Origin of the sequence: Methanolobus sp. ZRKC3 (genome assembly GCF_045291275.1) — an archaeon.
GTDB lineage: Archaea > Halobacteriota > Methanosarcinia > Methanosarcinales > Methanosarcinaceae > Methanolobus.
In genome coordinates this window covers 232,011-257,423 of the sequence record NZ_CP146982.1, presented here as the reverse complement: position 1 = coordinate 257,423, position 25,413 = coordinate 232,011, and the positions used below count along the sequence as shown (strand labels likewise).

General features: G+C 43.6%; 22 protein-coding genes. 8 read left to right on the top strand and 14 right to left on the bottom strand.

Annotated features, from left to right (window positions below; translation table 11 throughout):
• Positions 1-136: 136 nt before the first annotated feature.
• Positions 137-2,158 (top strand): CHASE4 domain-containing protein, encoded by a 2,022-nt coding sequence (locus V7O66_RS01250; protein WP_406661177.1) that lies wholly within the window; start codon positions 137-139, stop codon positions 2,156-2,158.
• Positions 2,155-2,967, top strand: coding sequence for a response regulator (locus V7O66_RS01245; protein WP_406661176.1), 813 nt, complete (start codon positions 2,155-2,157; stop codon positions 2,965-2,967). The genes V7O66_RS01250 and V7O66_RS01245 overlap by 4 nt, the downstream gene beginning before the upstream one ends.
• A gap of 7 nt (positions 2,968-2,974) precedes the next feature.
• Here the strand turns inward: V7O66_RS01245 and V7O66_RS01240 are convergent, their stop codons facing one another.
• From V7O66_RS01240 to V7O66_RS01210, 7 genes are all read right to left on the bottom strand, one after another.
• On the bottom strand, positions 2,975-4,204 hold the full coding sequence (locus V7O66_RS01240; protein WP_406661175.1) for an MFS transporter: 1,230 nt from the start codon (positions 4,202-4,204) through the stop codon (positions 2,975-2,977).
• On the bottom strand, positions 4,192-5,049 hold the full coding sequence (locus V7O66_RS01235; RefSeq protein ID WP_406661174.1) for a phosphatase PAP2 family protein: 858 nt from the start codon (positions 5,047-5,049) through the stop codon (positions 4,192-4,194). The genes V7O66_RS01240 and V7O66_RS01235 overlap by 13 nt, the downstream gene beginning before the upstream one ends.
• Before the next feature lie 146 nt (positions 5,050-5,195).
• Positions 5,196-5,591, bottom strand: coding sequence for a hypothetical protein (locus V7O66_RS01230; RefSeq protein ID WP_406661173.1), 396 nt, complete (start codon positions 5,589-5,591; stop codon positions 5,196-5,198).
• Between the two features lie 95 nt (positions 5,592-5,686).
• Positions 5,687-7,378, bottom strand: coding sequence for an ATP-dependent DNA ligase (locus V7O66_RS01225; protein ID WP_406661172.1), 1,692 nt, complete (start codon positions 7,376-7,378; stop codon positions 5,687-5,689).
• A gap of 31 nt (positions 7,379-7,409) precedes the next feature.
• Positions 7,410-8,405, bottom strand: coding sequence for a homoserine dehydrogenase (locus V7O66_RS01220; protein WP_406661171.1), 996 nt, complete (start codon positions 8,403-8,405; stop codon positions 7,410-7,412).
• On the bottom strand, positions 8,406-8,918 hold the full coding sequence (locus V7O66_RS01215) for an amino acid-binding protein (protein WP_406661170.1): 513 nt from the start codon (positions 8,916-8,918) through the stop codon (positions 8,406-8,408).
• Between the two features lie 93 nt (positions 8,919-9,011).
• Complete coding sequence (locus V7O66_RS01210; protein WP_406661169.1) at positions 9,012-9,794, bottom strand: hypothetical protein; 783 nt, start codon at positions 9,792-9,794, stop codon at positions 9,012-9,014.
• A gap of 254 nt (positions 9,795-10,048) precedes the next feature.
• Between V7O66_RS01210 and V7O66_RS01205 the strand changes: the two genes are divergently transcribed.
• The 4 genes from V7O66_RS01205 to htpX all read left to right on the top strand — a co-directional run bounded on the left by V7O66_RS01205 (position 10,049) and on the right by htpX (position 13,202).
• Positions 10,049-10,330 (top strand): hypothetical protein, encoded by a 282-nt coding sequence (locus V7O66_RS01205; RefSeq protein ID WP_406661168.1) that lies wholly within the window; start codon positions 10,049-10,051, stop codon positions 10,328-10,330.
• A gap of 84 nt (positions 10,331-10,414) precedes the next feature.
• Complete coding sequence (locus V7O66_RS01200) at positions 10,415-11,932, top strand: hypothetical protein (RefSeq protein WP_406661167.1); 1,518 nt, start codon at positions 10,415-10,417, stop codon at positions 11,930-11,932.
• Positions 11,933-11,944: 12 nt separating this feature from the next.
• Positions 11,945-12,211: a hypothetical protein gene (locus V7O66_RS01195; protein ID WP_406661166.1), complete on the top strand. Its 267-nt coding sequence runs from the start codon at positions 11,945-11,947 to the stop codon at positions 12,209-12,211.
• A gap of 136 nt (positions 12,212-12,347) precedes the next feature.
• Positions 12,348-13,202 (top strand): zinc metalloprotease HtpX, encoded by an 855-nt coding sequence (htpX, locus tag V7O66_RS01190; RefSeq protein WP_406661165.1) that lies wholly within the window; start codon positions 12,348-12,350, stop codon positions 13,200-13,202.
• Positions 13,203-13,225: 23 nt separating this feature from the next.
• Here the strand turns inward: htpX and V7O66_RS01185 are convergent, their stop codons facing one another.
• Positions 13,226-13,672 carry a DUF488 family protein gene (locus tag V7O66_RS01185; RefSeq protein WP_406661164.1) on the bottom strand — a complete coding sequence of 149 codons (447 nt, stop codon included), beginning with the start codon at positions 13,670-13,672 and terminating at the stop codon, positions 13,226-13,228.
• Between the two features lie 124 nt (positions 13,673-13,796).
• On the opposite strand from V7O66_RS01185, the gene aroA reads away from it, so the two are divergent.
• On the top strand, positions 13,797-15,074 hold the full coding sequence (aroA, locus tag V7O66_RS01180; RefSeq protein ID WP_406661163.1) for a 3-phosphoshikimate 1-carboxyvinyltransferase: 1,278 nt from the start codon (positions 13,797-13,799) through the stop codon (positions 15,072-15,074).
• A 275-nt stretch (positions 15,075-15,349) separates the two neighbouring features.
• Here the strand turns inward: aroA and mcrA are convergent, their stop codons facing one another.
• The 5 genes from mcrA to mcrB are packed head-to-tail and all read right to left on the bottom strand — an operon-like array spanning position 15,350 to position 20,280.
• Positions 15,350-17,068, bottom strand: a complete 1,719-nt coding sequence (gene mcrA, locus V7O66_RS01175; protein ID WP_406661162.1) for a coenzyme-B sulfoethylthiotransferase subunit alpha — start codon at positions 17,066-17,068, stop codon at positions 15,350-15,352.
• A gap of 10 nt (positions 17,069-17,078) precedes the next feature.
• Complete coding sequence (gene mcrG, locus V7O66_RS01170) at positions 17,079-17,828, bottom strand: coenzyme-B sulfoethylthiotransferase subunit gamma (RefSeq protein ID WP_406661161.1); 750 nt, start codon at positions 17,826-17,828, stop codon at positions 17,079-17,081.
• Positions 17,829-17,840: 12 nt separating this feature from the next.
• A complete protein-coding gene (gene mcrC / locus V7O66_RS01165; protein WP_406662524.1) occupies positions 17,841-18,446 on the bottom strand; it encodes a methyl-coenzyme M reductase I operon protein C in 606 nt (201 codons plus the stop codon).
• Positions 18,446-18,937, bottom strand: coding sequence for a methyl-coenzyme M reductase operon protein D (gene mcrD, locus V7O66_RS01160; RefSeq protein WP_406661160.1), 492 nt, complete (start codon positions 18,935-18,937; stop codon positions 18,446-18,448). The genes mcrC and mcrD overlap by 1 nt, the downstream gene beginning before the upstream one ends.
• Before the next feature lie 38 nt (positions 18,938-18,975).
• Positions 18,976-20,280: a coenzyme-B sulfoethylthiotransferase subunit beta gene (gene mcrB / locus V7O66_RS01155; protein WP_406661159.1), complete on the bottom strand. Its 1,305-nt coding sequence runs from the start codon at positions 20,278-20,280 to the stop codon at positions 18,976-18,978.
• A 421-nt stretch (positions 20,281-20,701) separates the two neighbouring features.
• Here mcrB and mmp10 point away from each other — a divergent pair, with 421 nt between their 5' ends.
• Entirely contained in the window at positions 20,702-21,934 is a 1,233-nt protein-coding gene (gene mmp10, locus V7O66_RS01150) for a methyl coenzyme M reductase-arginine methyltransferase Mmp10 (protein WP_406662522.1), read from the top strand.
• 1 nt (position 21,935) lies between these two features.
• On the opposite strand, the gene V7O66_RS01145 is transcribed toward mmp10, so the two are convergent.
• The gene (locus tag V7O66_RS01145) at positions 21,936-25,349 is read right to left on the bottom strand and encodes a DNA polymerase II large subunit (RefSeq protein WP_406661158.1); all 3,414 of its coding nucleotides are present in this window, start codon (positions 25,347-25,349) and stop codon (positions 21,936-21,938) included.
• Between the last annotated feature and the right edge of the window lie 64 nt (positions 25,350-25,413).

Here is a 25,413-nt window from a genome sequence, read left to right as displayed (position 1 = left end):
TGTGGTAATTACAACACTGAATGCAATTTAAACATATAGAAATATTTATATACAGATAATATGCACATACTTATATTATTTTATGAAAATGTATATACTTATTTATGCATCATTCATCCAGAGGTAGTGCACTTACATGGCTTCATTACGTAACAAGACATTGACCATTATCGGTGTAACTTTGATCGGGCTTATAATCGCCCTTTATCTAAGCTCGCAACTTGTTATAATGAATAGTTATGACTATCTTGAGGAAGAAGAACTGAAAAAAGATGTTTTCAGTGCGAGGGATCTCATCAATAATGACCTTGTGGACCTTGAAAAAAAAACTGCAGATTGGTCTGTGTGGGATGAAACATACCAATTCGTTTCCGAAAATGATACAAGTTACGTTGAGAATTATCTGATGGATGGTACTTTCATTAATCAAAGGATCAATTTTGCTTTTTTTTATGATACTTCAGGCGACCTGATCTATGCAAAAGGTATGGATCTTGTAAATGAAAAAGAGATACACACATTCGAGTATATCATAGAACACCTTGAAAATGAGAGTTACCTCTTCGAACATGAAGATGTCTACAGTCGAAAAACAGGATATTTAGCCCTTGAAGACAACATAATGATGATAACATCCCAGCCAATAACCTTTAGCAATATGACAGGTGAGCCAGGCAGAGTTGTTATCATGGGACGCCACCTCAATTCTGCTGAAATGGCAGTTATGTCCGAAAGAACCAGAACAACACTGGGAATGGAACACATAGAGCCTGTGTTGGAGGAAACTGTTTCTGAAAAAATGATTTCCATTGATCCGGTAAATGAAAGCATAATTATTGGTTCATTAATTCTGGAAGACATCTATGGAAATCCTTCCATTGAACTTAGCGTAGAGATGACAAGGATCATACACCGACAGGGAAAAACTACCACAGCATATCTCTTGTTCACACTTCTGGTAGTAGCCGCCGTATTTGGAGGTGTTGTCCTGTCCCTGCTGGAGAATATGATCATATCCAAGCTCAATTCACTCAACGCCAGACTGGACTATATTGGAAGGAACAAAGCATTTTCAAGTCGCCTTGATGAAGAGGATGATGATGAAATTGCACATATTAGTACTTCAGCCAACAGAATGCTGGAATCACTTGAAAAGTCCCATGAAGCCATTGCTAAAAGAGATAAAACTATAAAAGCCATAATTCAGGCCATCCCTGACATGATGTTTCAGGTCAAAAGAGATGGAACAATATGCAGTTACAAGCTTTCAATGGAAGAATGCCTTTACGAATCTCCCAATGTACCACTGGGCATAAACATCAATGATGTATTACCCGAAAATATTGCTGCAGAAGAGTTGAAGATCATTGAAAAAGCACTTGAAACAAATAAAATGCAAACAATGCATTACCAGCTGCCCATCAAAGACGAGATGAGAGATTTCGAAGCTCGCATCGTGGCAAGTGGGGAAGATGAAGTAATGTCAGTTGTAACAGATGTCACCGAGATCAAGCAAACTGAAAATTTGCGTAAGAAGGACCTGCTTTTAAAAGAGATCCATCACAGGGTCAAGAATAACCTCCAGGTGATATCAAGCCTGTTAAAACTCCAGTCAAGAAAATTCAACGACCCTCAAGTTATAGAAGCTTTCAGGAAAAGCCAGCACCGCGCAAGATCAATGGCAATTGCACATGAAAGACTATACCAATCACATAATCTCGATGACATCAATTTGAGGAAGTATATTAAAAGTTTAGTTGAATATTTAGTAAGTTCATACGAAGATTTAAGAAAGGATGTCAAAATAAATATAAATGTTGAAGACATAACTTTGGGCATAGATACGTCCATACCACTTGGTTTGATAATTAATGAGATCGTATCAAATTCTCTGAAACATGCTTTCAAGGAAGGCTCCGGTGAGATCAAAATAGAAATGAAACCTGACGGAGAAGAAGGATATGAACTTGTTATTTCGGACAATGGAATTGGATTCCCTGATCACCTGGATTTCAAAAACACTGATTCACTTGGTTTGCAACTTGTGAACTCCCTGGTTGAACAAATTGAAGGTGACCTGGAGCTTAAAAATGAAAATGGTACAGAATTCAAAATAACTTTCAAAGAGCTATCCTATAAAAGAAGGGACTATTCATGAAAAACAAAAAAATAATGATCGTCGAAGACGAAAAAATAGTTGCCATGGACATAAAAGATAGTCTTGAGAATTTTGGATACTCAGTCCCATGTATGGCCTCAAAGGGAGAAGATGCTCTGAAAATGGCAGAGGCATATCATCCAGACCTTATCCTGATGGATATAGTCCTGAAAGGAAAAATGGATGGTGTTGAAACAGCCAGAATAATTCATGATACCCTGAATATACCGATTATTTACTTAACTGCCTATTCTGATGAAAAAACACTCCAAAGAGCTAAAATGACAGCTCCGTTCGGGCATATACTGAAACCATTTGAAGAGAGAGAACTTCGAACAAATATAGAAATTGCCCTTCATAAAAATGAACTGGAAAAAGAAAAGCTCTTCGAAAAAGAAAAGTGGATCACATCTATATTGAACAATATAGGCGATGCAATAATTACCACCGACCCAAAGGGTAAGATAAAACTCATCAACCCTCTCGCCCAGGCTTTGACTGGCTACAGAGAAGAAGAAGCTCTGGGGAAGAACATAGAAGAAATATTCAAGGTTGTTTGCGAAGATACGGGAGAATATGCAGGCAGCCCCACTGATAAAGTCTTAAAAGAAGGTTCATTCTATGGACTTGCTGATCAGACCATACTCATTTCAAAAAATGATAACAATATTCCAGTAGACATCCTCGGATCACCCATCAACAATAGGAACAATGAAACTATTGGAACAGTGATCATCTTCTATGATATAAAAGAAAGGAAAGATATTGAAAAATCCTTTATGAGTTTTAAGACCAATGGAAACACATAACATTTGATCAATCAACAGGAATTCGTTTTGGCTCTTTTATTTTGATCAGCACCATGAAAAATGATAGGATCATCATGATGCCGCAGATATTGAACGGTGCTTCAAAGGAAACATATCCACCCAGAATTCCACCCAGTAGTGGTCCAAGTGCCATACCTGCTGCCTGGGAAGCTGTTATCATACTTATCTTTGAACTTACAGCAGAACCACCCGTAAGTTCCACTGCAAGAGCCATAAGAGGTGTTTCTACTGCAGCCATTGATATCCCCTGCAGAGCCCTCAGACCAATTAACATGTCTATGCTTTCTACCTGACCAAGTCCAATTACTATCGGAACGTTCATAAGTAGGCCCAAAGCAAGGATTCTTTTTCTCCCAAACCTGTCGGAAAGTAAACCCACCGGAGTTTGAAATAGTACTCTCACCAGCACATAGGCGGAAACTGCAATGCTCAACGATAATTTTGTTGTGTTGAGCTTTGTTTCATACTCAGGAAGGAAGGCAAAGATGACCATTATTCCCACCATCATCGTGAATATAGCTATTGCAAGTATCACAAACTGTGAATTATTATCCTGCAACTGCAAAGACTGGTCTGCACTGCCGGAGTCATCATAAGTCTCATTGACAAAGAAATATACCAGCAAGGTACTTAACAGGCCGAGAAATGCACATGCATAGAAAGCAGGGGTGAAACCATACTGATCCACAATGAAACCACCCAGGATCGAGCCACTACCAAAACCAAAGCCACGGAGTGATGAATATATCCCTATGGCTTTTCCCCGGGTATGGGTCGTTGAAAAATGTGTCACCATGGCAACTATTGCAGGAACCATGGCAGCAACGGTAACACCCTGCACCATGCGCAGCAGAACAACAATTTCGAATACATCTGTGTTGGCATACATAGCGGACAGGATGGTGAACCCACCCAATCCCACAAGTACAAAGGGTTTTCTCCGGTTTATCCTGTCAGAAAACTTACCCAAAAATGGCTGGGACAGAGCATTTGAAAATCCAAATACTGTTGCTACGATACCGGCTTTTACAACAAGTGGAACAGCATCGAAATTCGGACTATGAAGGTTGACAATATAAAGGGGAATTAAAAATGCCAGCATTCCTGTACCCAGGTCCTTGAAAAGCTTGGAAAGGGAAAGAACATAGAATTGTATATGAAGCCCTTTTGGATCGGAAACATTTTCCAGTGGGACAGATGGATCTAATCCTTCCATTCGTCACCCTCCAAACTGAACAAATAGGCCACAGTCTTGATTATTCTCATCCTGTATCTGGTAGCAATATAATAACTCAAAAATGCAAGCAAAATGCCGGCAATGAAATCACTTATCCAATGTATCCCCAGATAGAATATGGTGAACTGGATAAGCAGTGCCAGAATTACTACCATTACTTTGAATTTTTTAAGGTCAGTACGGAACACGATAACCAGCATTGCCATTGTAGAAAGGGCAGCGTGCAGGCTTGGAAAGCAATTGTCCAGATAAGGATCAACACTGCTCAATACCTCATATATTATTGGATTGAGCTCATAGAGCAAAGGAACAACAGAAGGCAGAGTATAACCAGTCACCCTAACCGGTGTGAATATGTAGAATGGGAATGCCACGAGATAAATGATAGTTATTGAAATAGCATACTCCTGCAGAGCTTCCACTTTTTTAGTACTGATGAGTACAACAAAAGTGAATATCAGAAGGAAGGAAAATCCGAATATATATATGAATGCACTGAAGTAGGTCAGCCCCGGAGTCATGATATTCTGGAAAAGACTTACAGTACCCCCTTCAAGTAAAAAGATGTACTCCGCCAGTTCATAATATGGAACTATATTGAGATAGTCAACGATAAGATTCTGGAACTTCACAAATAGGTAAACAAAAGAAACGATCAACAGGTAAGGCAGTAAATTGAAAAACAAATAGTAAGCATACTTACCTTTCAAGCTGATATCAGCATATTTTCTCCTGTGATTCTTAGGTACGAAGATATAGTAGGCAAGAAAGCTCAACAATAATACAACTGGCACAATTATTGACATCAAAGGTATATTTGTCATCTATTTGCCACACCACCAAAATCCACTCATCCGCAATTTATTATTTAATAACCCAACATGATTAATTTTTTGCATGAAAAGCAATTCAAAATATGTGAAAACAGGACTTGGGCAAGTCCTGATCGCAGAGAACAAAAATTCGAACTTTATTCAACAACAACTATCCCACCTGGAGTCCAGGGATGGGTGACTATCTGATAGTCATAATTTCCAGGCTCTTCGAAGGTGAAACTATAGGTATCCCCTTCCCTCATGGTTTGTGACTGGAAAATATTTCCTTTGATTATCTGGGCAGGATGGTCATTCTTAACCCATTTTACAGTATCACCAGCTGAGATGGTAACAACATAAGGATCGAATGCATAGTTCTCCAGATAAACGATCACTGTTTTTGGCCCTGTAGTATTTGTTTCATTATAGACCCCGGTACCATCCAGATCTTCCTGTAATTCTTCCCCTTCATCCACAGTATCCTGCACATCTTCCATATCCGAAGATGTATCTTCCACACAACCTGCAAGGAACAGGAAACAGAATATCATAAAAATTGCAAATATCTTTTTCATCATTTGATCACAGAATCCTTATTTGTGGTTCATAATTTGAAGAGTCTGCATATTAATGTTTGCAAAAAAGTTTAGCTTCTTTCCCTTTGCAAGCGATACATCTCTCCAATGCGCTCAATAGTCTCGACATCCTCGACCGATTTATCATCCCTTATATTGACAAGCCGGGGAAAGCGCAGGGCATAACCAGATTCATAGTTGCTGCTCTTCTGGATCTCCTCAAAAGCCACTTCGAAAACTACCTCGGGCTTCAGTTCGATCTCCTTGCCGGATTCCATCACGATAAGCTCGGAAAACATCTCAGTTAGCTCTGTAAGTTGCTCATCTGAAAAACCAGTAGCCACCTTACCTACAGGCAGGAACCTGCCGGTTTGATTATCATGACATGCCAGTGCATAGGAGCCCATTAAGCTGGTACGTCTACCATATCCCCATTCAGCACCAATTACTAAGAGGTCCAGGGTTTCCATCACAGGCTTCTTTTTCAACCAGTTCTTGCCACGTTTTCCAGGAGAGTAAGGCGAATTTGGATTCTTGATCATTATACCTTCATGCCCCCCCTTAAGAGCCTCAGTGTATATCCTGTCAACCTCTTCCAGATCGTTTGTTACTACCTGAGCATCAACATGAATGGTGGTATCGTTCTCAACACATGATAAGAGCAGTTCCCTTCTCTTAACAAGAGATTCTTCTATCAGATTTTCTCCGTTAAGATACATTATATCAAATAGATTAAGCGTCAGTGGAATTTCCTTTGCAGTGGAACTAACATCGTGCTTTCTTCTGAAACGCTTCAGTATGTCCTGGAATGCCCTGGGCCGTCCATTCCCATCTATTGCAACAGCTTCACCATCGAGTATTGCAGTATCGGCATGTACGAATTTTCGGACAGATTCCACGATATCCGGGAGAGAATGTGTGATATCCTCAAGCCTGCGGGAATAAAGGATCACATTGTCACCATCCTTGTGTATCTGTACCCTGGCACCATCGAACTTCCACTCGATGGCAGCCTCTTCCATATCTGAAAGTGCGGATTCCACCGAAGGAGTGATCTGTGCAAGCATCAGCTTGATAGGACGGTTCAGTTTAAGACCAAGTCCACGCACTGCATCCGCTCCACCTTCTTTAGCAGTCGTTGCAACAAGTCCCATATCGTTGGTGAGCATGAAGCCACGTTCCACATCCTCGGAAGGAACATCGAATGCCTTTGCAATGGCATCTCTTACTAGCCCCTCCCCAACACCTATCCTCAGCTCTTCTATGGCAAGTAGAGAAATATAACCAACTTCTTCGGATGAAGCTGAATTAAAAAGATACTGCAGATTCTTTATCTTGGATGCCTGGGAACCTTTACCTGACACCTTTGAAATATCCCTGAAGCGTTCAAATACCTCTAATATGGATAATTCATGTTTCTCTTCAAGAAAAGATGAAAAAGTTGCCTGTCCTTTGGACTTCTTGTTGAGTGCCAGGACAGCCGTCTTGCCAATATCACCAGTGTCCCTGACAAGTTCCTCTATATCCTTTACAGAAATACCTGCTGCCTTGGCAAGTGCGGAAAAGAGAATTCCGGCACCAACGCCAACTTCCTCATAACTCCAGGCAGGAAATATCTCACCCATCACAAAGTGAGTTACCACAGGGAGTTCATCAGGAGTTACACTGTCAAACAGATCAGCAACAAGTGCAGTCATGTCAAGTGAACCTGAAGTTTCCTCTATCACCTTACATGCCTGTGCGAATTCTCTGAAACTTGTCATATGACCTCGTAGATTTCAGATGATATCTGAATTATTCCCTGTAGATGGAAATAATATCACTCAATATGGCACTTGCAGTTTCTATCGAACCCGCACCTCTGCCAGTAATTGTGACAGGGCCGGATATATCGGTTTGCAAGGATGCAACATTGAGGGTTCCGCCAACAGCGAGTGGGTTATCCTTTGGAACAAGTTTTGGGGCGACATTGATCTTGCTGCCACTTACCTCACCTATCAGCTTGATATCATAGCCATCATTGTGGGCCATAAGAAGTGCTTCAGGTGTTATTTTGGTAATGCCGGTCACAGTTACGTCCTTGTAAGTAGCATTCATCCCAAATATGGCATTTGCAAGTATCACAAGTTTGCAGGCAGTGTCTATACCTTCAACATCATAGGTAGGGTCGGTCTCTGCAATACCCAGTTCCTGGGCTTCTGCCACCATCTGCTCGTAAGGAGCATGCTCTTCCATCATGCGACAGAGTATGTAATTACAGGTACCATTTAAGATACCCTCCATGCTCAGTATCTTGTTACCTGCAAGAGTTTCGGATGCAAGATTAATAATAGGCATTGCACCCCCTACGGTAGCTTCGAACTTGAATTGGGAACCCGAACTCTTTGCTATTTCGCCAAGTTCACAGTACTTAAGTGCAAGAGGTCCTTTGTTGGATGTCACAACATCAATACCCTTCTCAAAAGCAGCTACCATGTTATCAAGTCCCACACCACCAGTATCAATATTTGTAGGGGTGGTTTCTATGACAAGCTCGTGATCAATGGTCTTTATTATCTCAGTACCACTTATGTTATCAGTACCTACAGTACCCTGTTCAGTCTTTCTGGAAAGGACGGCAGAAAGATCAAGACCATTGGAATCTACTGCTGCGGTTCTTGAATCTGCTACTGCAACGACCTTAAGGTCGATACCTATATTCTTCAAATAATCGCTTTTTGAGAGTATGACCTTTGCAACACCCTGGCCCACAGCCCCAAATCCTATAATAGAAGCACGTATCGTTTTCACTTACATCAACCTCAGTTCGCTTTCTATCGGCTCTATAACCAGCAAGTCCTTCTCCTTGGCAATCTTTTTGAGCAGATTGATCGTAGAATTAAGGTCTTCCCTGTTGACAGCGTCTATCTTTAAGGAAGCTGAAGAAGGCATATCTATCTTTGGCATTGAAAGGTTAAGATCAACGACTTCTGCACATCCCGTATTATCGATCTTATCGATAGTATCCTGTATGTCTGTATGAACTATATGACCTATCAATAGCACAGCCCCATGTTCAAGATAGCGTTTCTCGTCAACACTTACAACGCCTATACCGCTTTCCTCGAATCTGGAAATAATGTCATCGAGCTTGTCAGATTTTATCTCAAACACGACCTGTACAGGAATTGTACCACGGGGTGTCCTTTTTTCATGGTGATGCACCACTGTGATCAAATTGCCTTTAAAGTCTGAAATTGGATTCAGTGCAAGAAGTAATTGCCCGGGAATATCCTTTAATTCAAGGTCCATTGAAACTCGCATGTACTACCTCATATGATAATAAATTCTAATAAAATTACATTAAGTGATTTCTCTATTCATATTCATTAAATGCAGTTATACATTTTGGTTTATTTACTCATAACCTTCCAAAACAATAACATTACCACGGCCTTTCCTAAACTTTCGAACAATACCCCGGTCCTCAAGGTCCGAGACCATCAGACTGACCTTTGCCTCAGAATACTTGACTTTTGTTCGAAGTTCCTTCTGGGTCATCCTTCCACCGGAGCTTGCTATAATGGCAAGCATTTCCTGAAGGTCATCCGGCAGGGACTGATCATCAGCAACAGGATAATCAGGCATGGACTCAGCTTGAACATCATGAACCTCCGGCTGCTCCACCAAAACAACTTCACCACCCCTATTCTTACCTTTTGTGTAAAAATAAAGTCCAAGAACCGCTATAGCAGCAAGGGCGAATGCAAGTAGAGAAACATAACCTTCTCCCTTTTCATCTTCTGCAAGGGCTGCGATCTCCTCAAGTTCGGAAAAATCGTTTTCATTAAATGTACCAGGCAGATATGTAGGTGTTAGTAGTAGATCCAGTACGTAATCACCATTATCACTTATGGTGATCTCTTCCTCGGTGTAGTAGACGAGTGTCTGGTTACTATAATATTTTGCTGTAATCAGATAATCACCCGGCGGTAGATTAAAAGAATACAACCCGTACTTTGCAAGTATGGACTGGGAAGGAGTTGAGTTCACCTCCACAATGACATTCTCAAGCGGAGAAAAGGTATCCCAATCGTAGACAGCGCCGTGAATACTTGCCGTATCATTTGCAGCTGTTACCAGGATGCTACATATGAGAAACGCTATGATCAATATGCAAAGTATCTTCTTATCTGACACAAGAGGTATATTTATGAAGTGATGGCATATAATGTTTTCTTAATAATGATTTTTAAAGTATGATAAAGTTTTAAACCCAAAAATAAAGCTATTTAAGTCTCTAAAAAGAGAACGTAAAGACAGGCGAAGTAAGTAAAGTAAAGCATGCTTATATCCGCATCTGATAATCGGGTAATTGCAAGTAAAGCATATTGCCAATATTGCAGCTTGCAGACACAAACCAATAATAAGGGAAATGAAAAAGGAGTAGGACTATGAAGATCAGAACAATAACATGCATTGCTGTGGCACTTATGTTAGCCACCGTATTTACAGTAGGTGCTTTTGCAGAACCTATCCAGGATTGTCTAAAGGACGGAACATGTGATAACTTCAATAACGACTGCGATGGTGACAGACTACAAGACGGAACATGCGACAATTACATCAATAATTGTGCTGGCGACCAACTCAGAGATAGATCATGTGACAAATGCAGCATTGATTGCAATGGTAACCAAAAGCATGATCGCGACAGGATTTGCCAAGACCTGTAATACAGTTACTATTAGATAAGTCACGACCATGGATAACTGGTAACATTATATTCAAAGATTTAAAGAGATAAAGAGGGAAACACAATGAAAAACACAGGATTTAAGATAATTGCTTACTTCGCTGTTGCCATTATGCTGGTAAGTGTTCTATCTGCTGGTGCACTTGCGGCTTCAGACAACGGAATGAACGGCAACAACGGAGTTTCAAATGATACTGAGGAGAACGAAAGTTCTACAGCTGAAGAAATTGATGACGACAACGACGATGCACCTGGCATACAGCAACAGGACAGAGATCGGGATATGGTCAATGCGGATGATGATGCGCCAAGGAACCAGAATGCAAATAAAATAAGGGACAAGGTAAAGCAGGCAAAGGATGCACGTGCCAATTATATGGATGCAAAGGACAACTTTGCAAAGATAAAGGCCAATAACAAGAACCTTGATTCAGAAGAAGCACTTCAGGCAGCTAAGGATTATCTTGATGCAAGCATCGACCGTATGATTAGCCTCATTGAAAGCAATGAGAATATTGATGACAGCTACATTGAGGAACTGGAAGCAGAGAAGGAAGAACTTGCAGAAGCTAGTACAAGAAAAGAACTTGCGGAAGCTGCCAGGGACATAAACAAGATCTGGAAGGATGCACGCAAAGAGCAGGTAGCCGATTCAGCAAAGAACATCAACAACAGAATGGTGTCTGTTTTGAGGACATCGAATGCACTCAGTGTCCGCCTTGAGAATGAGATCCAGCGCTTGAAGGATAACGGCGAAGATGTTGAAGAACTTGAAGAGATGCTTGATGAATATAAGGAGCACATAACAGAAGCTGAGGAAAACTACGAGCAGGCAAGGAACACCTTCAGAGAGGGAGATGCAGAATATGGTGAAACCCTCAGGTACATGAATGAGGCAGGTAAGAACATCAATCTGGCAAATCTCGTGCTCAAGGACATACTCAAGGATATCAAAGAATACAGACAAGGTGTTGTCCTTCTTAGCGGAACTGGTACTCTCGAAGCAAAAGGCGAGGGAACTGCAGTGCTTTCAGGTGACCTCCTCCTGGGAATCACAGCTACCGATGCAAAGCTTGTGGTCAAGGATATGGCTGGTGATGCAGCCATCAATACCGATGATGCAAACTATGAATCCTCAAATATCGATTCAGGCAACAGTGACGACAACAACCGTGCTTTTGTATTCCACGACCTCAGCGGAAATGTGACTATCGAGGGTAGTCGCCTTACAGTCATGCTGCGTGGAGACGACATCTCACTTACCGCTGAAGGAACAGGCTCCGTAGTGCTTGCAGGAGAGGGAACTTACACCACTAGCAAGGACGGAGAGATTACCGATGGCGAATGGGCCGAGAGTCAATATGATGAAGACGATGAAGAAGAAGTAGATGAGGAAGTAGAAGACGAAAGTGATGAAGATATCGAAGATTCAGATGATGAGAATGGACCTGATGACGATTCAACAGACTCTGAATCAGAAAACGATGAAGAGGAATCAGATGAGGGAGATGAATCTGACGATCCTGAAGATGATGAAAGCCAGGATTCTGACAGCGACTCCGAAGATGAGAACAACAGTTAAGGGGATATGAGAATGTCAAAAATGAAATACATTTTCGTGCTGGCTGTTGTCATGTTGGGTCTGGTGTTGTCCGGATGCGCTGATAAAACCACCACAGAAGAACAAGAAGAAGTTATCACTGAGATCTCAGACGTGAGTGCTGCTGATACAGCATTCAGTGAAGAAGGCATAGAGCTTACCGATACTGAGATAGAAGATCTTGAAGCAGAGCTGGCTGAGATAGAAGCACTCCTTGAGGAGATTAACTCAGAGGAAAATATTTCAATCGAAGAGATATGAATGATTATTCGTTCATTCTCTGCCTTTTTTATATCCCAAAGATTATTTTAGAATGTAACAGATATGTTTTTATAGAAGAACAATCAACCTATTGTTGCGTTTAAAGACTTGTAAAGTTAGCTCTACGAGGAAAAACATGGGAAATATGATAAAAACCACATTATTGTTAGCATCACTTACTGGCCTGCTGGTAATTGTAGGACGCATTATCGGTGGTCCTTCAGGAATGGTGATTGCTTTTCTCTTTGCGATCGTCATGAACTTTGGTAGTTACTGGTACAGTGACAAGATCGTACTGAAAATGTACAAGGCACAGGAAGTATCTTCTGCAGAAGCACCGCAGTTGTATGGAATTGTGCAGAAGCTGGCCATGCGTGCTGATCTTCCCATGCCAAAAGTATATATTGTCAATACATCCATGCCAAACGCATTCGCAACCGGCAGGGATCCGCAGCATGCAGCAGTAGCTGCCACTTCAGGAATACTCGACCTCCTCAGCCCGGAAGAGCTTGAGGGAGTACTGGCACACGAGCTTGGACATGTCAAGAACCGTGACACATTGATCAGTGCAGTTGCAGCAACTATTGCCGGTGTGATCACCATGCTCGCTACCATGGCAAGGTGGGCAGCGATCTTTGGAGGAATTGGCGGAAGAGATGATGACGGTAATAGTATTATTGGATTCATTGCCCTGGCAATCGTAGCACCTCTGGCAGCCACAATAATCCAGCTAGCAATATCAAGGTCCAGAGAATTTGCAGCGGATGCAGAGGGAGCACGCATCTCACAAAAACCATGGGCACTTGCAAGCGCCCTTGAGAAACTGGAACATGGAAGCTCACAATATCGCCCAGGAAGGGGAGATGTACAGGCATCACAACACACTGCGCATATGTTCATTGTGAACCCGCTAAAGGGAAGCAGCCTTATGAACCTATTCAGGACACATCCTGCAACAGAAGAGCGCATCAGGCGTCTTCGCACAATGTAATTCCAGATGAACAAAAAAAATAATTAATACATAAAGAGGCTTGTCTGCCCGGACTCCACCAGGTGGATCACCTCTATACCATTTTCTTCTATTTTTGTCGAAAGGTAATGCCTGTGACAACCTTTGGGATTCTTCTCAGCACACATCAAAACAACTTTCTGACCTTCCGAATTGATCTTTTTTATCAGAGTCATTAAGCGGGTAAAACTTTGCATGAACTCATCAGTTTCCATGTACTCGACATACTTCGAGTCTCGCATGCCACCAACCCCTTCACAATGGTAATAGAGTATGCAGTTCTTTGGCAAGGTATCCCGTAGCGATTCGCCATTGAACTCCTCAAAAGTGGAGTGCGGATATCTGCGAATATCCACAAGGTTGCTGATGCCATTATCCATTAACATCTGAATGAACTCATCCGGCGTTCTGCCGCCATATCCTATAGTATAACATCGATCGGTTTGCGTCATCAGTAAGGTTAATAGGCAAAAGTACAATATGTAGTTATTCGATGCTAAAGGGAAGGAAATCAGATCATAGAGATATTATTTCCGCTAATTTCCCATTATCTCCATTTTAAGGAAAGAGGATAAAATGAAAGTTTCTGTTGGAATTTCAAGTGTCAGTGGTGAATTGTTTGCACCACCTTCAAAAAGCTATACTCACAGAGCAATAACCATTGCAGCGTTATCTGACGAGTCTGTAATTCACAGGCCGCTTCTGTCCGCCGACACCCTTGCAACTGTGAGGGCAAGTGAGGCATTCGGAGCAGATATTGAGAAAATGGATGACAAATTAATAGTTCATGGGGTGAAAGGCAAACCCAAGATTCCTGATAACATAATAGATGTCGCAAATTCCGGGACAACCCTCCGTTTTATGACTGCTGTTGCGGCACTTACAGACGGTGTGACAGTTCTGACAGGTGACAGTTCAATAAGAGGCAGGCCAAACCAGCCCCTTCTGAATGTTTTGAACAAGCTGAACGTTGATGCATATTCCACACGTGATAATGGATGCGCACCTCTTGTGGTCCGCGGAGGAATTAAAGGCGCTATTACAATGATAGACGGCTCCATAAGCTCCCAGTTCATATCAGCCCTACTTATCGCATGCCCGCTGACCACACAGAGTACTACCCTCTCCATCAAGGGAGAGATGAAATCCAGGCCTTATGTTGATATCACAACTGAACTCATCGAGAAAGCAGGTGCAGAGATACTTGTGGAGGAAGGCAACAACATCAAATTCATCATCCCGGCAAACCAGAAGTATAATCTCAAAGAATACACTGTTCCAGGAGATTTCTCATCAGCCTCATACCTGCTGGCTGCCGCCGCGATGACAGGATCAACTATTACTGTTAAAAATCTCTTCCCTTCAAAACAAGGAGACAAGGCCATCATTGATGTGCTCAGGCGCATGGGTGCCGAAGTACGATGGGATGAAGATAATGGAATTGTCAGGGTTACTGCAAAGGAGCTTAAGGGAACCACTTTCGATGCAGGCGCAACGCCTGATCTTGTACCCACTGTTGCCGTGCTTGCCGCATGTGCAGAAGGCATTACCGTTATTGAGAATGCAGAACATGTCCGCTACAAGGAAACTGACAGACTGCACGCAATGGCTCTGGAGCTGAGCAAGATGGGGATCACAGTAAAAGAAGAGCCGGACCAGTTAACCATTACCGGAGGAAAACTCAGGGGTGCAGATGTACATGGATGGCATGACCACAGAATAGTCATGGCCCTGACAATAGCCGGAATGGTAGCAGGTAACACAACCATTGACACTGTTGAATCCGTGGCTATATCCTATCCAGACTTCTTCGATGAGATGAGATCAATAGGCGCAGATATCAATACGATCTGAATAATGAGATTAGTTCAAATGATCTGAAAGGCTTTCCTTTCATATCATTACTTACATACAATATCTGCAAATTTCTTTTTTATTGATTCTCACTAGCCAGAATCAAATTTATATTGAATATAGAATACATGAAATGATCTTAAAACAGTAGCAGAATGAGCTTGATAATCAATTTCTCAGATTTATTATCTGAATGAAAAAAGTAGGTTCTGCGAAAATTGAACTAAAAAGAAAAAAAGTAGGCAAAAAGCCTACTTTGGCCTATGGCCTGAAATTTACTTTGCTGGAATGATGAGTGATCTCTCACCAGCAGGCTCGAACTCTTTGAGACATCCTCTTGCGAACTCCTTCCTTGGTTTGGAGAAGTCGAATGGCATGAGGTCGTCTGCGAAGCAGACCTTGATAAGTGGGTTGACTGCGAATGCGTCTCCGCGTCCTGCGTGTGCAGCGGAGGTGATTGCAGCGTATCCACCCTGGTGACCTACGTTCATTGCGTAGTTTGGATAGTTTGGTCCACGCAGTTCAACAGCCAGACCTTCGTCGGACTGGTATGAGAGTACGTTGGTTGCACCACACTGATCCTGCAAGTCGTATCCGAAGAAACCAAGACGTCCGTGTGCTTCCTTGTGCAGGTACATTGAAAGGTACCATGCGGAAAGACCAGCGTTTCCGTTTCCTGTTGCAATAGCGGTTGCGGAACCTGCTGCTGCGGAAAGACTTGTTGCTCTCTGGGATCCACCGAAGTGGTCTTCGAGGGTTGTTGGATACTTCTCGTAGTTTTCGAGACCGTAGATTGTAGATTCTGTTGCAATGTCCTTAACAACTTCGAGGGTTGCCTTGACCTTGTTGTCAGTACCTGTTGTTGCTGCACCATCATACTTGTCGTTGATGTAGTCTACGTTGTAGTAGAGGTTGTCATCAAGGATGTTGTTGGTGTAACCTGCAGTTGCGTACTGAGTGAAACCTACACCACCAGACATGTATGAACCGAGCCAGATCTGGTCGTAGAGCATACATCCAGCACCGACTACTTCAAGAGCAACGTTTGCTGGGTCTTCTGGGGTCTTACGGCTGGTCTGGATTATATCGGAGAAGTGTCCGAAGGAAATTCCACCAGGCTCGTTAGGTCCACGTGCACGTCTTGCTGGAAGCATTTCTCCCATTGAGATAACACCAGCATGCTTTGCTGCGTATGAAAGGTCAGCTACTGCTGCTTCACCAGCACACATGCTGTATGCTGAAATGAAGGACATACCGACCTGCATAGCCATCCATCTGCTTGTCTGCGCACCATCGGTTACTCTGCTGACAATTGTTGGAATGTGTGCTGCCTGCCAGGATGTCTTGCCTACAGCTGCTTTGATTGCTTCTGCCTGCTCTGCAGGGAACTGCTTGTTGATGTCGATGAGGAACTGGCTGTCTATTTCATCTGCAAGTTCATCGTCACCGGTGAAGATCTTTACAAAACAGTCATCTACAAGTGCTGGGTGTGTCTCGACCATGTGTTCCTGGACAACTGCTCCACCAGGAAGTGCGTGGTTGAGTGTCTCAAGGTAGTGGTTGATTGTTTCTGGTGTGACTTCGATACCGAGTCTCTTCTCGAGGGTCTCGTGTGCCATGTCCATACCGACAACTACGGTTCTTCTGATGTCATCCCACATCTGCTGCATTGCAGCGTTGTTGACGTAGTGGAGGTCATCTACTTCGACCATGTCGTCAGTGCCTGAAAGGAATGATGGTGTGATTGCTCTCTGACCGAGAGGGATACCACCACAGTGCATCATTGGGTTGTAACCTACAAGGCCTCTCTTTGCTGCAAGATCTTCACCAGCTTTTCTCATCTCTATTTTACGTGGATTCTGGTCTACACCAAGTCTGTGGTAGTGTCCGACCATATCAGTGATCTCGCCACCTTCCATCTTGTTGGTGCCGTGTTCCTTTGTCCACTTAATCTCCATGTGTTTTGCAAATCTTCTCTGTCTGTCATCTGCCATTATCATCACCTCAGTTCTGTGGCTTGAAGCCGTAGGTGGTTCTCTTGTCAAATACCCTGTGTACCCATTCAATGACTTCTGCGTCGTCTCTGAATGCAACGTTGTCTACACGGTATATGGTTGTTCTCTTTGCTGCTTCTTCTGCAGACATTGGCTTACCAAGAACTACCTTCTTGTCGATTGGTCTGCCTACCTGGTCCTTGTGCATGATTACAGTGCCGTTTTCTACTCTGCATCTGTCAAGCATGTCGAACATAAGACCGTCTTCTGGAAGTCTGAGTGAGTGTCCGTGCACTGTTGCGCCTCTAAGTCCACCGAGTGCTGGGCATGTCATTTCTGTTTCCAGCTGGAACTTTGCGATCTCTTCCATGTCTCTTTCACGAGCTTCAACGACCTGACGACCGGAAAGTGTACCTGGGTCGACACCTCTGAAGTTGATAGCTGCCATGTAAGATCTGAAGTATGGTGTTGCTGGTGCATTGTACATTGAGTCTGCAAACTGTACGTACCTTACTCTGTCACCTGCAGCTGCACCAGGGGTTGGTGCTACGATTTCCCTGATTGAACACTCTGGCTCGCCCATTTCTGCGAGTGGTGGGTGTGTGCTTGGGTAGTCGCTACCTGGTGCACGGTGTCCGAGAATCATTGCCAGATCGTCATCTGCGACGTCTCTGAGCTTCTCAACTTTACCGGACATGTGCTTTCTTCTGTTTTCAGCAACTGATGTTGCTCCTGGATAAAATTGTGGTTCATATGCCATAATTATTCACTCCTAATTCTCTAATGATCTCATTGTGCTTTTCACGGCTTTGACGAGTTCGTTCAGTTTTTCTCTCGAACATGATTCCCCTCGTGTAATTCCGGTCACAATTTCCATCACCCTTCCTTTTGCTAAAATATCACTTTTCTTTGGCTTCACATATCTTGTCTTTACCCCTGCCATTGCAAAATCCTCGAAATCTACGAGGGTCTGGCAAACAACTACTGCAGGAATATTTACTTCCTCAAGAATTGCTTTTACCTTCCGTACCACATGATCTCTGATGTTACCAGTGTGGATCACAGCAACTTTGTGCCTGTTGATCTGTGCAATTTCTTCGGGGCTTATTCCGAATGAACCGGAACCCACATTGGTATCCGGAACACCAGAGCCGGTGTTCAGCACAAGCACACTTACCTGGATCTCCTCGCGACGCATTCCGTATGTGAGTTCACAAACGGGTTTTGTGATATGTCTTCTGCCGGGACTCATTGCAATTGCTATCACATCAGGTCTTCCGGTTTCGGAAAGAGTACCGCGCTGGGCAAGTCCTCCGCCTCTACCAAGACCCATACCGTGTCTGCAATCAACAACCTGTGTTTCCCGACCGAACATGATCAAGCGTCCTCAGATTTCAAGATACATACTGGGAGATCCTTCAGTTTTCCTTTTGGATCGGTCATTCCGGTCAGCAAGGGATCAGCACCAGGACCACGCTTTGCATAGTCAGTGACTGTCTGCTTTCTGGGAATGAAGAGTCCTTCTCTGAATTCAAATGTGAACGGAAGTACTTTTTCACAAACTTCCCTTATCTGCTCCTTTACATCTGCGTTCGCAACCTCTAAACGGATGCTACCAACAGATACTACAAGCTCAATTGACTGACCTGCGACCTCGATAACTTTATTCCCACGATGATTCACAACTTCTCCGGTAGCCGGACCGTATGGAACAGTTTGGGGAATACGAGGACCGTGGATAAATAGTCTTATAATACCATCTATCTCAGCAATCTCACCCAGCAATAACTGAGCAGTTTCTGGTTTGAGCAATCTTGAAGGAAATATTTCAAGCTGCACATAATCTTCTTCGGGGAAAGTGTCTGCCATTTTTATTTTCCTGTGATATTTTAGGAGGGGGTTGCGTCTTAGAGAGCTCCTGCCACTGCTTTAACTGGCTCCTTAAACTCTGGAATAGATCCAAACACGTTACCTACAAGTGCTGAGGTCTTCTCCACTGTGGACATCTGTGTTCCTGCATCAAGTGAGCAAGCTGCACATACACAAGGAATTGCGAAACCTCTGGAGTGCCTGGTTACAACGTGGTTACCGTTGAAGATACCTGGTCCACCGCCACCATAGATGGAGTGACTGAAGAATGAGAAACCTACTGCAGTACCCTGTGCTCTACCCATGTCACAGCCAGGAAGGCCTGTTTCCTTCTCAAGCATATCGTTGAAGTAGAGGATAGTTGAAGATACATTCTGAGCTGCCCTTCCGGCACCACAGTTTACAAGTGTTGCTGCAAGCTGACCTGCTGCTGCACATGCATTCCACATGGAAACATCGTTTGCCTTGTAGAAGTTGTATCCGGATGGTGCGGTCTTATCGACTGAGATAACACCAAGCTCAAGAGCTCTGTCTACAACGGACTGGATCACAGTACCAACTGTACCTTCCTTACCGTTCTCTTTGACCATGTCGTAAACAACGTTGTTTGCGTTGAAGCCCTGGTAAGCGAGACCAAGTAACTGGTGTCTCTCGAAAGGACCTACAGCGTTACCCATTTCGTACATACCAACCTGTTCGAAGATGGATGAGAGTGCTGCTGCATTCATTGCTCTTCTGCCACTGATTGCTGCAATGTGGTTTGTTGTGATGTTCCTCATTGAGAAACCAAGACCTTCATTCTGCTGTGGGATACTGAGGATGGATGCGATGTTTCCACCGGACATGTCCATTGTCTGTGGGTAGCTTCCCCATACAGCGGACTTTACGATAGGTGCATCGAACATGTCAGTGTCGAACATGTCAATGATTGTCTGTACAACTGCTGCACCGGTTACGGTACTTGCAGATACGAAGTCAGCACCAACCTGTGCTCTTACGCTTGGTACCTGGACGATCATCTGCTTTCCGCCACCAAGTTCCTTTACATTGGTGTCGTCGCCTTCGTCTACCATAACGAGCTTTGCAACTGCATCCTGGATTGCACCTGCATTGTCAATGATATCGTAGTTGAGTTCCCTACCAAGGATCTTCTTTGCTTTGCCACCCATTGAACCGGTCTTAAGTGCTTTCTCGATACCTGCGAGATTGACTGCGACTGTCCTCTTGGTGTCTTTAATGATAGTCTGTATTGCTGCGTTTCTCGTTGGCGCAATTGCGAGAAGATCAACGCCACTTTCCAACAGTTTACCTCTGTCGTCGTAAATGTCTATTTTATCAGACACGTATATTTTCCTCCTATGTTTCTATTCAAAAATCACCCATCATGAAAATGTACAGTTGAGTAACTGAATTTCAATTCCTCTGTACCACATAATTATACCTGTACAAGTCACAGTTAATGGGATGCTCGGATTAATTAAGATACTATGACGTTTAAACCTTTTGGATTGGTCCTACGGAATTCAGCACTCATCGGTGACAAATAAAATATATTGAGTAATATAATTTTTAATGTGTTGGATATAGCACTTGTTAGTAACAATTCACAGAGTGAACTATCCCAATATTTATAAACTATTGAATATCGTAGAAAAATCGAAAAAATACAGATATATAAAGGTACCCTTTGTATTCCATGCCATCAACAAAACATCAGCTACAACCACAAAAGTTTATAACATACATATTATGTACAAACTCATTATGGAGATCACTGCTGATGTTGGAGGAAATCCCGGAATCGACTGCAAGGGATTCTGTGCTTACTGCTATTTTAAGAAAGTAAAAGAAGTAGAGCCGTTCGGTTGCAAATACTGCCTTCCCTTTAGCAAAGGCTGTGATTATTGCTCCAGAGGCGTAAGAGAAGCATATTCAAGTTTTAAACCTGCTGAATACGTATTTCAGGAAACTCACCAAAAGATGCGTTACACCCAGGAGGATATTGACAAGATAACCATTAGCGGAGGCGGGGATGTCAGCTGTTATCCCGATCTTCTGAACCTTGCAGCCAACCTGTCAAAATTCGAAGTTCCGATCCACCTTGGATACACAAGTGGAAAAGGATTCACAGAAGGGGATGAAGCCGATTATCTCATCCAGTATGGAGTTACAGAAGTGTCATTTACCGTCTTTGCCACAGATCCTGAGCTCAGAAGGAAGTATATGAACGACCCCTCACCGGAGATATCCCTGCAGGCACTGGAGAAGTTCTGCCAGCACTGCGAAGTCTATGGTGCCATTGTACTTATCCCGGGAGTTAATGACGGAGAAGTTCTCGAGAAGACACTTAGTGACCTTGAAAAAATGGGTGCAAAGGGAGCCATACTCATGCGCTTTGCCAATAAACGCGAAGAGGGGCTGATACTTGCTAACGCTCCTGTTATGGAAGGCATAGAATCACATAGCATAAGCGAATTTACAGAAATTGTACGCACTGCGGCAGAAAAATACGATCTGCGAATCACAGGAACACCCCTTGAGGACCCACTTATTGGCTCTCCTTTTGCCATAAGGAATGAGGAAGAGGCATTTGCAAAACTCCCTGCGGTAACAAAGGACGCAACAATTCTCACAAGCAGGGCATCTGTTGAGCGTCTTGCGGAAATATTTGAAAAGCTCGAAAGTACCGTTAATGTAGTTGCTTTGGAGAAGGATATTGGATGCCTCATAACAATAGAGGATTTCCAGGCACTTGATCTTACCAAGGTCAAGGAAACAGTGATCATTCCAGGAAGGGCTTTTGTTCATGACCCCGAAGTTAAAGAAGTACTTTCCAAAGACGGGATCGAGAGATTCATACGCAGAGGACCTGAGATGCTTACATACGATGGAGAAATGTCCATCGGGATGACAAAAGAAAAGGTTCTTGACTTTGAAGTGGAACAACTCACGGAGCTTATCAATGAGATAAACGCCGTTGGAATAGCTATAAGCTGAATCACATAAATTCAGACAAACCCATCTGCTTGGATTTGTCATTCTCGAACAGGGATTTCATATCCAGGCCGATGAGCTCTATTCTCTGTTTTGTGTAGCTGGAGACATTATAGTCTTTAGCGACCTTTTTTGAAACCTCGAGATACTTTTTCACTGAGCCTTCATGGACAGTAAGAATCACAGTACCACCGCATTTAGGACAAACTCCTGTCAAAGGCGGACGGCGGAATTTTGCACTGCACTTAAGGCATCTTGTACTCTGTCTTGAAAATGCCCTGAGGTTACCGAACATATCCGGAAGGAAATGTGACATCAAAACCCTTTCCGCAACATCTGACGCATCCACTGCACGGATCTTGTCAGCAAGAGCGAGTTGAGCATCCATCTTCTCCACCATACTGCCAAGGGTCTTGTACGCACTATTCAGCGGACCTGCGGCAACATCAGTAGTATCATGCGTAAACATGAAGTGATCATATTGCTCAGGAGTTCCCAGCCTGCCACTCACAAGGTCGATCTTCTTCTCAAACTCCTTGGGATTGGTATATTCAAGAGTGGCTTCGTAGAATTCAAGAGGATAGTGGTCGCAGACATCAATATTGTGCGCCTCCTTATCAACCTCACTTGGATCGATACGGGTGGTAAGCACAAGAGGAGCATCCATCTGCCCACCCCTCTTGTCGGGTAGATAATTACGAGAGAAGTTAATGAGCCCATCCATCAGCAGCATTACACAATCCTCATCACCATCACAGTTACGCCTTTTTGCAGCATGGAAGAAAGGATGTGCATAACCCACGGATGCCTTTGTAAAACCCACGAGCCTGCCAAGAACACCGGCGGAAGTATGCGGCGCCAGACCCATCAAAAGAATACCCACAATATCATGAATGTTCTCTGCTTTGTAGTAAGGCTCCTCATGATAGTATTTTACAAGAAGGTCGTCAATGTACTGGGTAGTACGCAGGAGATACTCACCACAGTCATAAGAAACAACCAGATCCTGCACCTTAAGGCAAATTACCTGATCATCACGTTCAAGAGGATTACCATATATGTCCTCCGTGTATCCCAGTTCCTTTATCCTCTCAAAAGGAACATCAATTTCATCAGGCCTTATATGCGTCAGAGGAATGTCCGACATATCGTATCGGACAGTTCCGTCCTTGAAAGTGAAAAGGTCATGTTTTGCACGAAGTATGCCTTTTTCCAGTGGTTCAGGCGTCATGTGCTTTGACATCATACGCTTGACACCTTTTATGTCGACGCTCTCCCTCTCACCCAGATTCTCAAACGCATTCTGGTATATGCGCTTGAAGTCAATATTCTGCATCCTGACACAAGTCGTCTTAGAGCCACACTTAGGACACTCGTCCTTTTGAACAGAAATGCCGCAACGGGGGCAGAAAAGTTTCGGAACGGTAAATTCACCACATTCACACCGATGCTGAAAACTGTCCATTCCACATGCAGGACATAGCCTGCTGCCAAGCTCAACCCTTATTTGCCCCACCTTACTGTTCATTGATGATTTGTAACTTGCAGAGGTTTCCATTTTACGGGTATTGCCTCCGGTCTCCCCTATAGGGAAAAGAGAATGCGGAGCAGGAGTCATCTTTCTCTTATTGGATTTCTCCGGGCGCCCCATCCTTGCACCTATCCTCATAGGCGCGCGGGCACGGACTATCAGACCGCTGACCTCATTAACAGCAGAAAGTGCATCATCAGATTCAAATGAACTCCAGGTTTTCTTCAAACCCACATCAAGCCCAAGACATTTTATCAAAGGCATTGGGTTTTCGATAGAGATGGTGCCATCTATTATCCTGTGAAGTACAAGCAGATCTTCAAGTGTTTTTTTTATACCGCAATCTACTGACTGTTCAAAGGGAAGAGTGAGAGTCACCGAGTCACTTGAAAGCAAACCATTTTCCGATACGAAAGAAGCAAGTGATACGAAATCCCCTGCTTCAATATCATGCCACAGATACGTATATTTTGGATGGAGGGGAGCGTTGTACTGTTCACACAATTCAAGTGCAAGCTCCTGGGATAGATCTTTTAACTCAGATATATCGGCATCATTTCCTGCCAGCTTTTCGTATTCCTGTATCCACCATTCAAAGCAATAAGAAGAAGGTATAAGTGGGTGATTGTTCTCAAGGAAATCACCATAATTTATCAGGATCTCACCTATATCTATAATACATTCCACTTCCGGATGTAGAAGAAGTGCAGTCTCTTCGTCATCTACCCTTACTATATCACCTGAGAACAATCTTACAGTCGGGCCCTCGATCGAATCTACAGGAGCCATGCCAGCTGCCTTTCCCGGACGTTCCACTTTAAGCTGAGTACCGGCAACAATGAAATCATCCATTATGACCATGCTTGCAGGACTTATTCCCGCCGCAGCAAAGGAAGTATTTCGCGACCTTCCATACCTTAATCTGAAACCACCCGGACGCATGGGGTGAGAGAAAACAGGCCTTCCGGCAATAAGATCACGCAGATATTTGTCCTTTGGTTTTACGCCAATGCTTGTGTCATCATCATCGCTGCTTTTTGTACCGGATATGAGCTTGTCAAGCCAATCCCAGCCATCCATTTGAAGATTCCTTACATGCTTCTGAACTTTCGGAGCCTTCAGTGCCAGACCTTCCGCCAGGACAAGAGCCATACCGCCCCTGACCCTGTTTGTCTTTATCCTTTCCAGGTTGCGGTAACCTTCCACCTCTTCAGCTTCCGTGGGTTCTCCGTCTATGCAGATGGGACAATTCTCAACAATAAGTCTGATCTCATCCTCACTGGGTGTGTACTGCAATGTAGCAACACGCCTGTAGAGCAAGATCTCCTCAACGTATCTTTCCACTTCTTCCTTGCGCGGCTTGTAGCGATCAATTCCTACAGCCCGCCGGACATAATCCCCTACAAGCACTGAAAGTGCCTGAGCAGTGCCGCCTGCACTGCGAATGGGACCTGAGTAATAGATCCTTATGAATTCACTGCCATCATCATTCTTGTCCACATCCACACGGTCTATGCCCTCGATCGGAGCAGCGACCACACCTTCAGTCAACATGGCAACAGACACTCGGATGGCAGCCTCTATGGCATCTGATTTTGATTCGAATTCACCAACAGCACCCTCGGCTACAGCCTTACCAATGGCAAGTGCACCCTCTTCACGAGACATAGTCTCATCGAACTTACGGATCTGCTCGGCTACACCCTTGACACCAATGAGATTCTCGACCCTGTCTGCAAGATCCTTGGCAATTGGAATCTCCATGTGAGGTTTGGGGTCTCTTCCCTTTGAGCGTGCGCTGTTGGCAATTTCAATTTCCTTTTCTAGTCGCGATTCGAGATCTTCAAAATAAAGCCTCATCGAATCACTTACTACTACTTCTCCCATCAGAATAGTCCTCTATAATAGCGCCTATATGATACCCAGGGTTTAAAATGTATTGTAAAGCAGG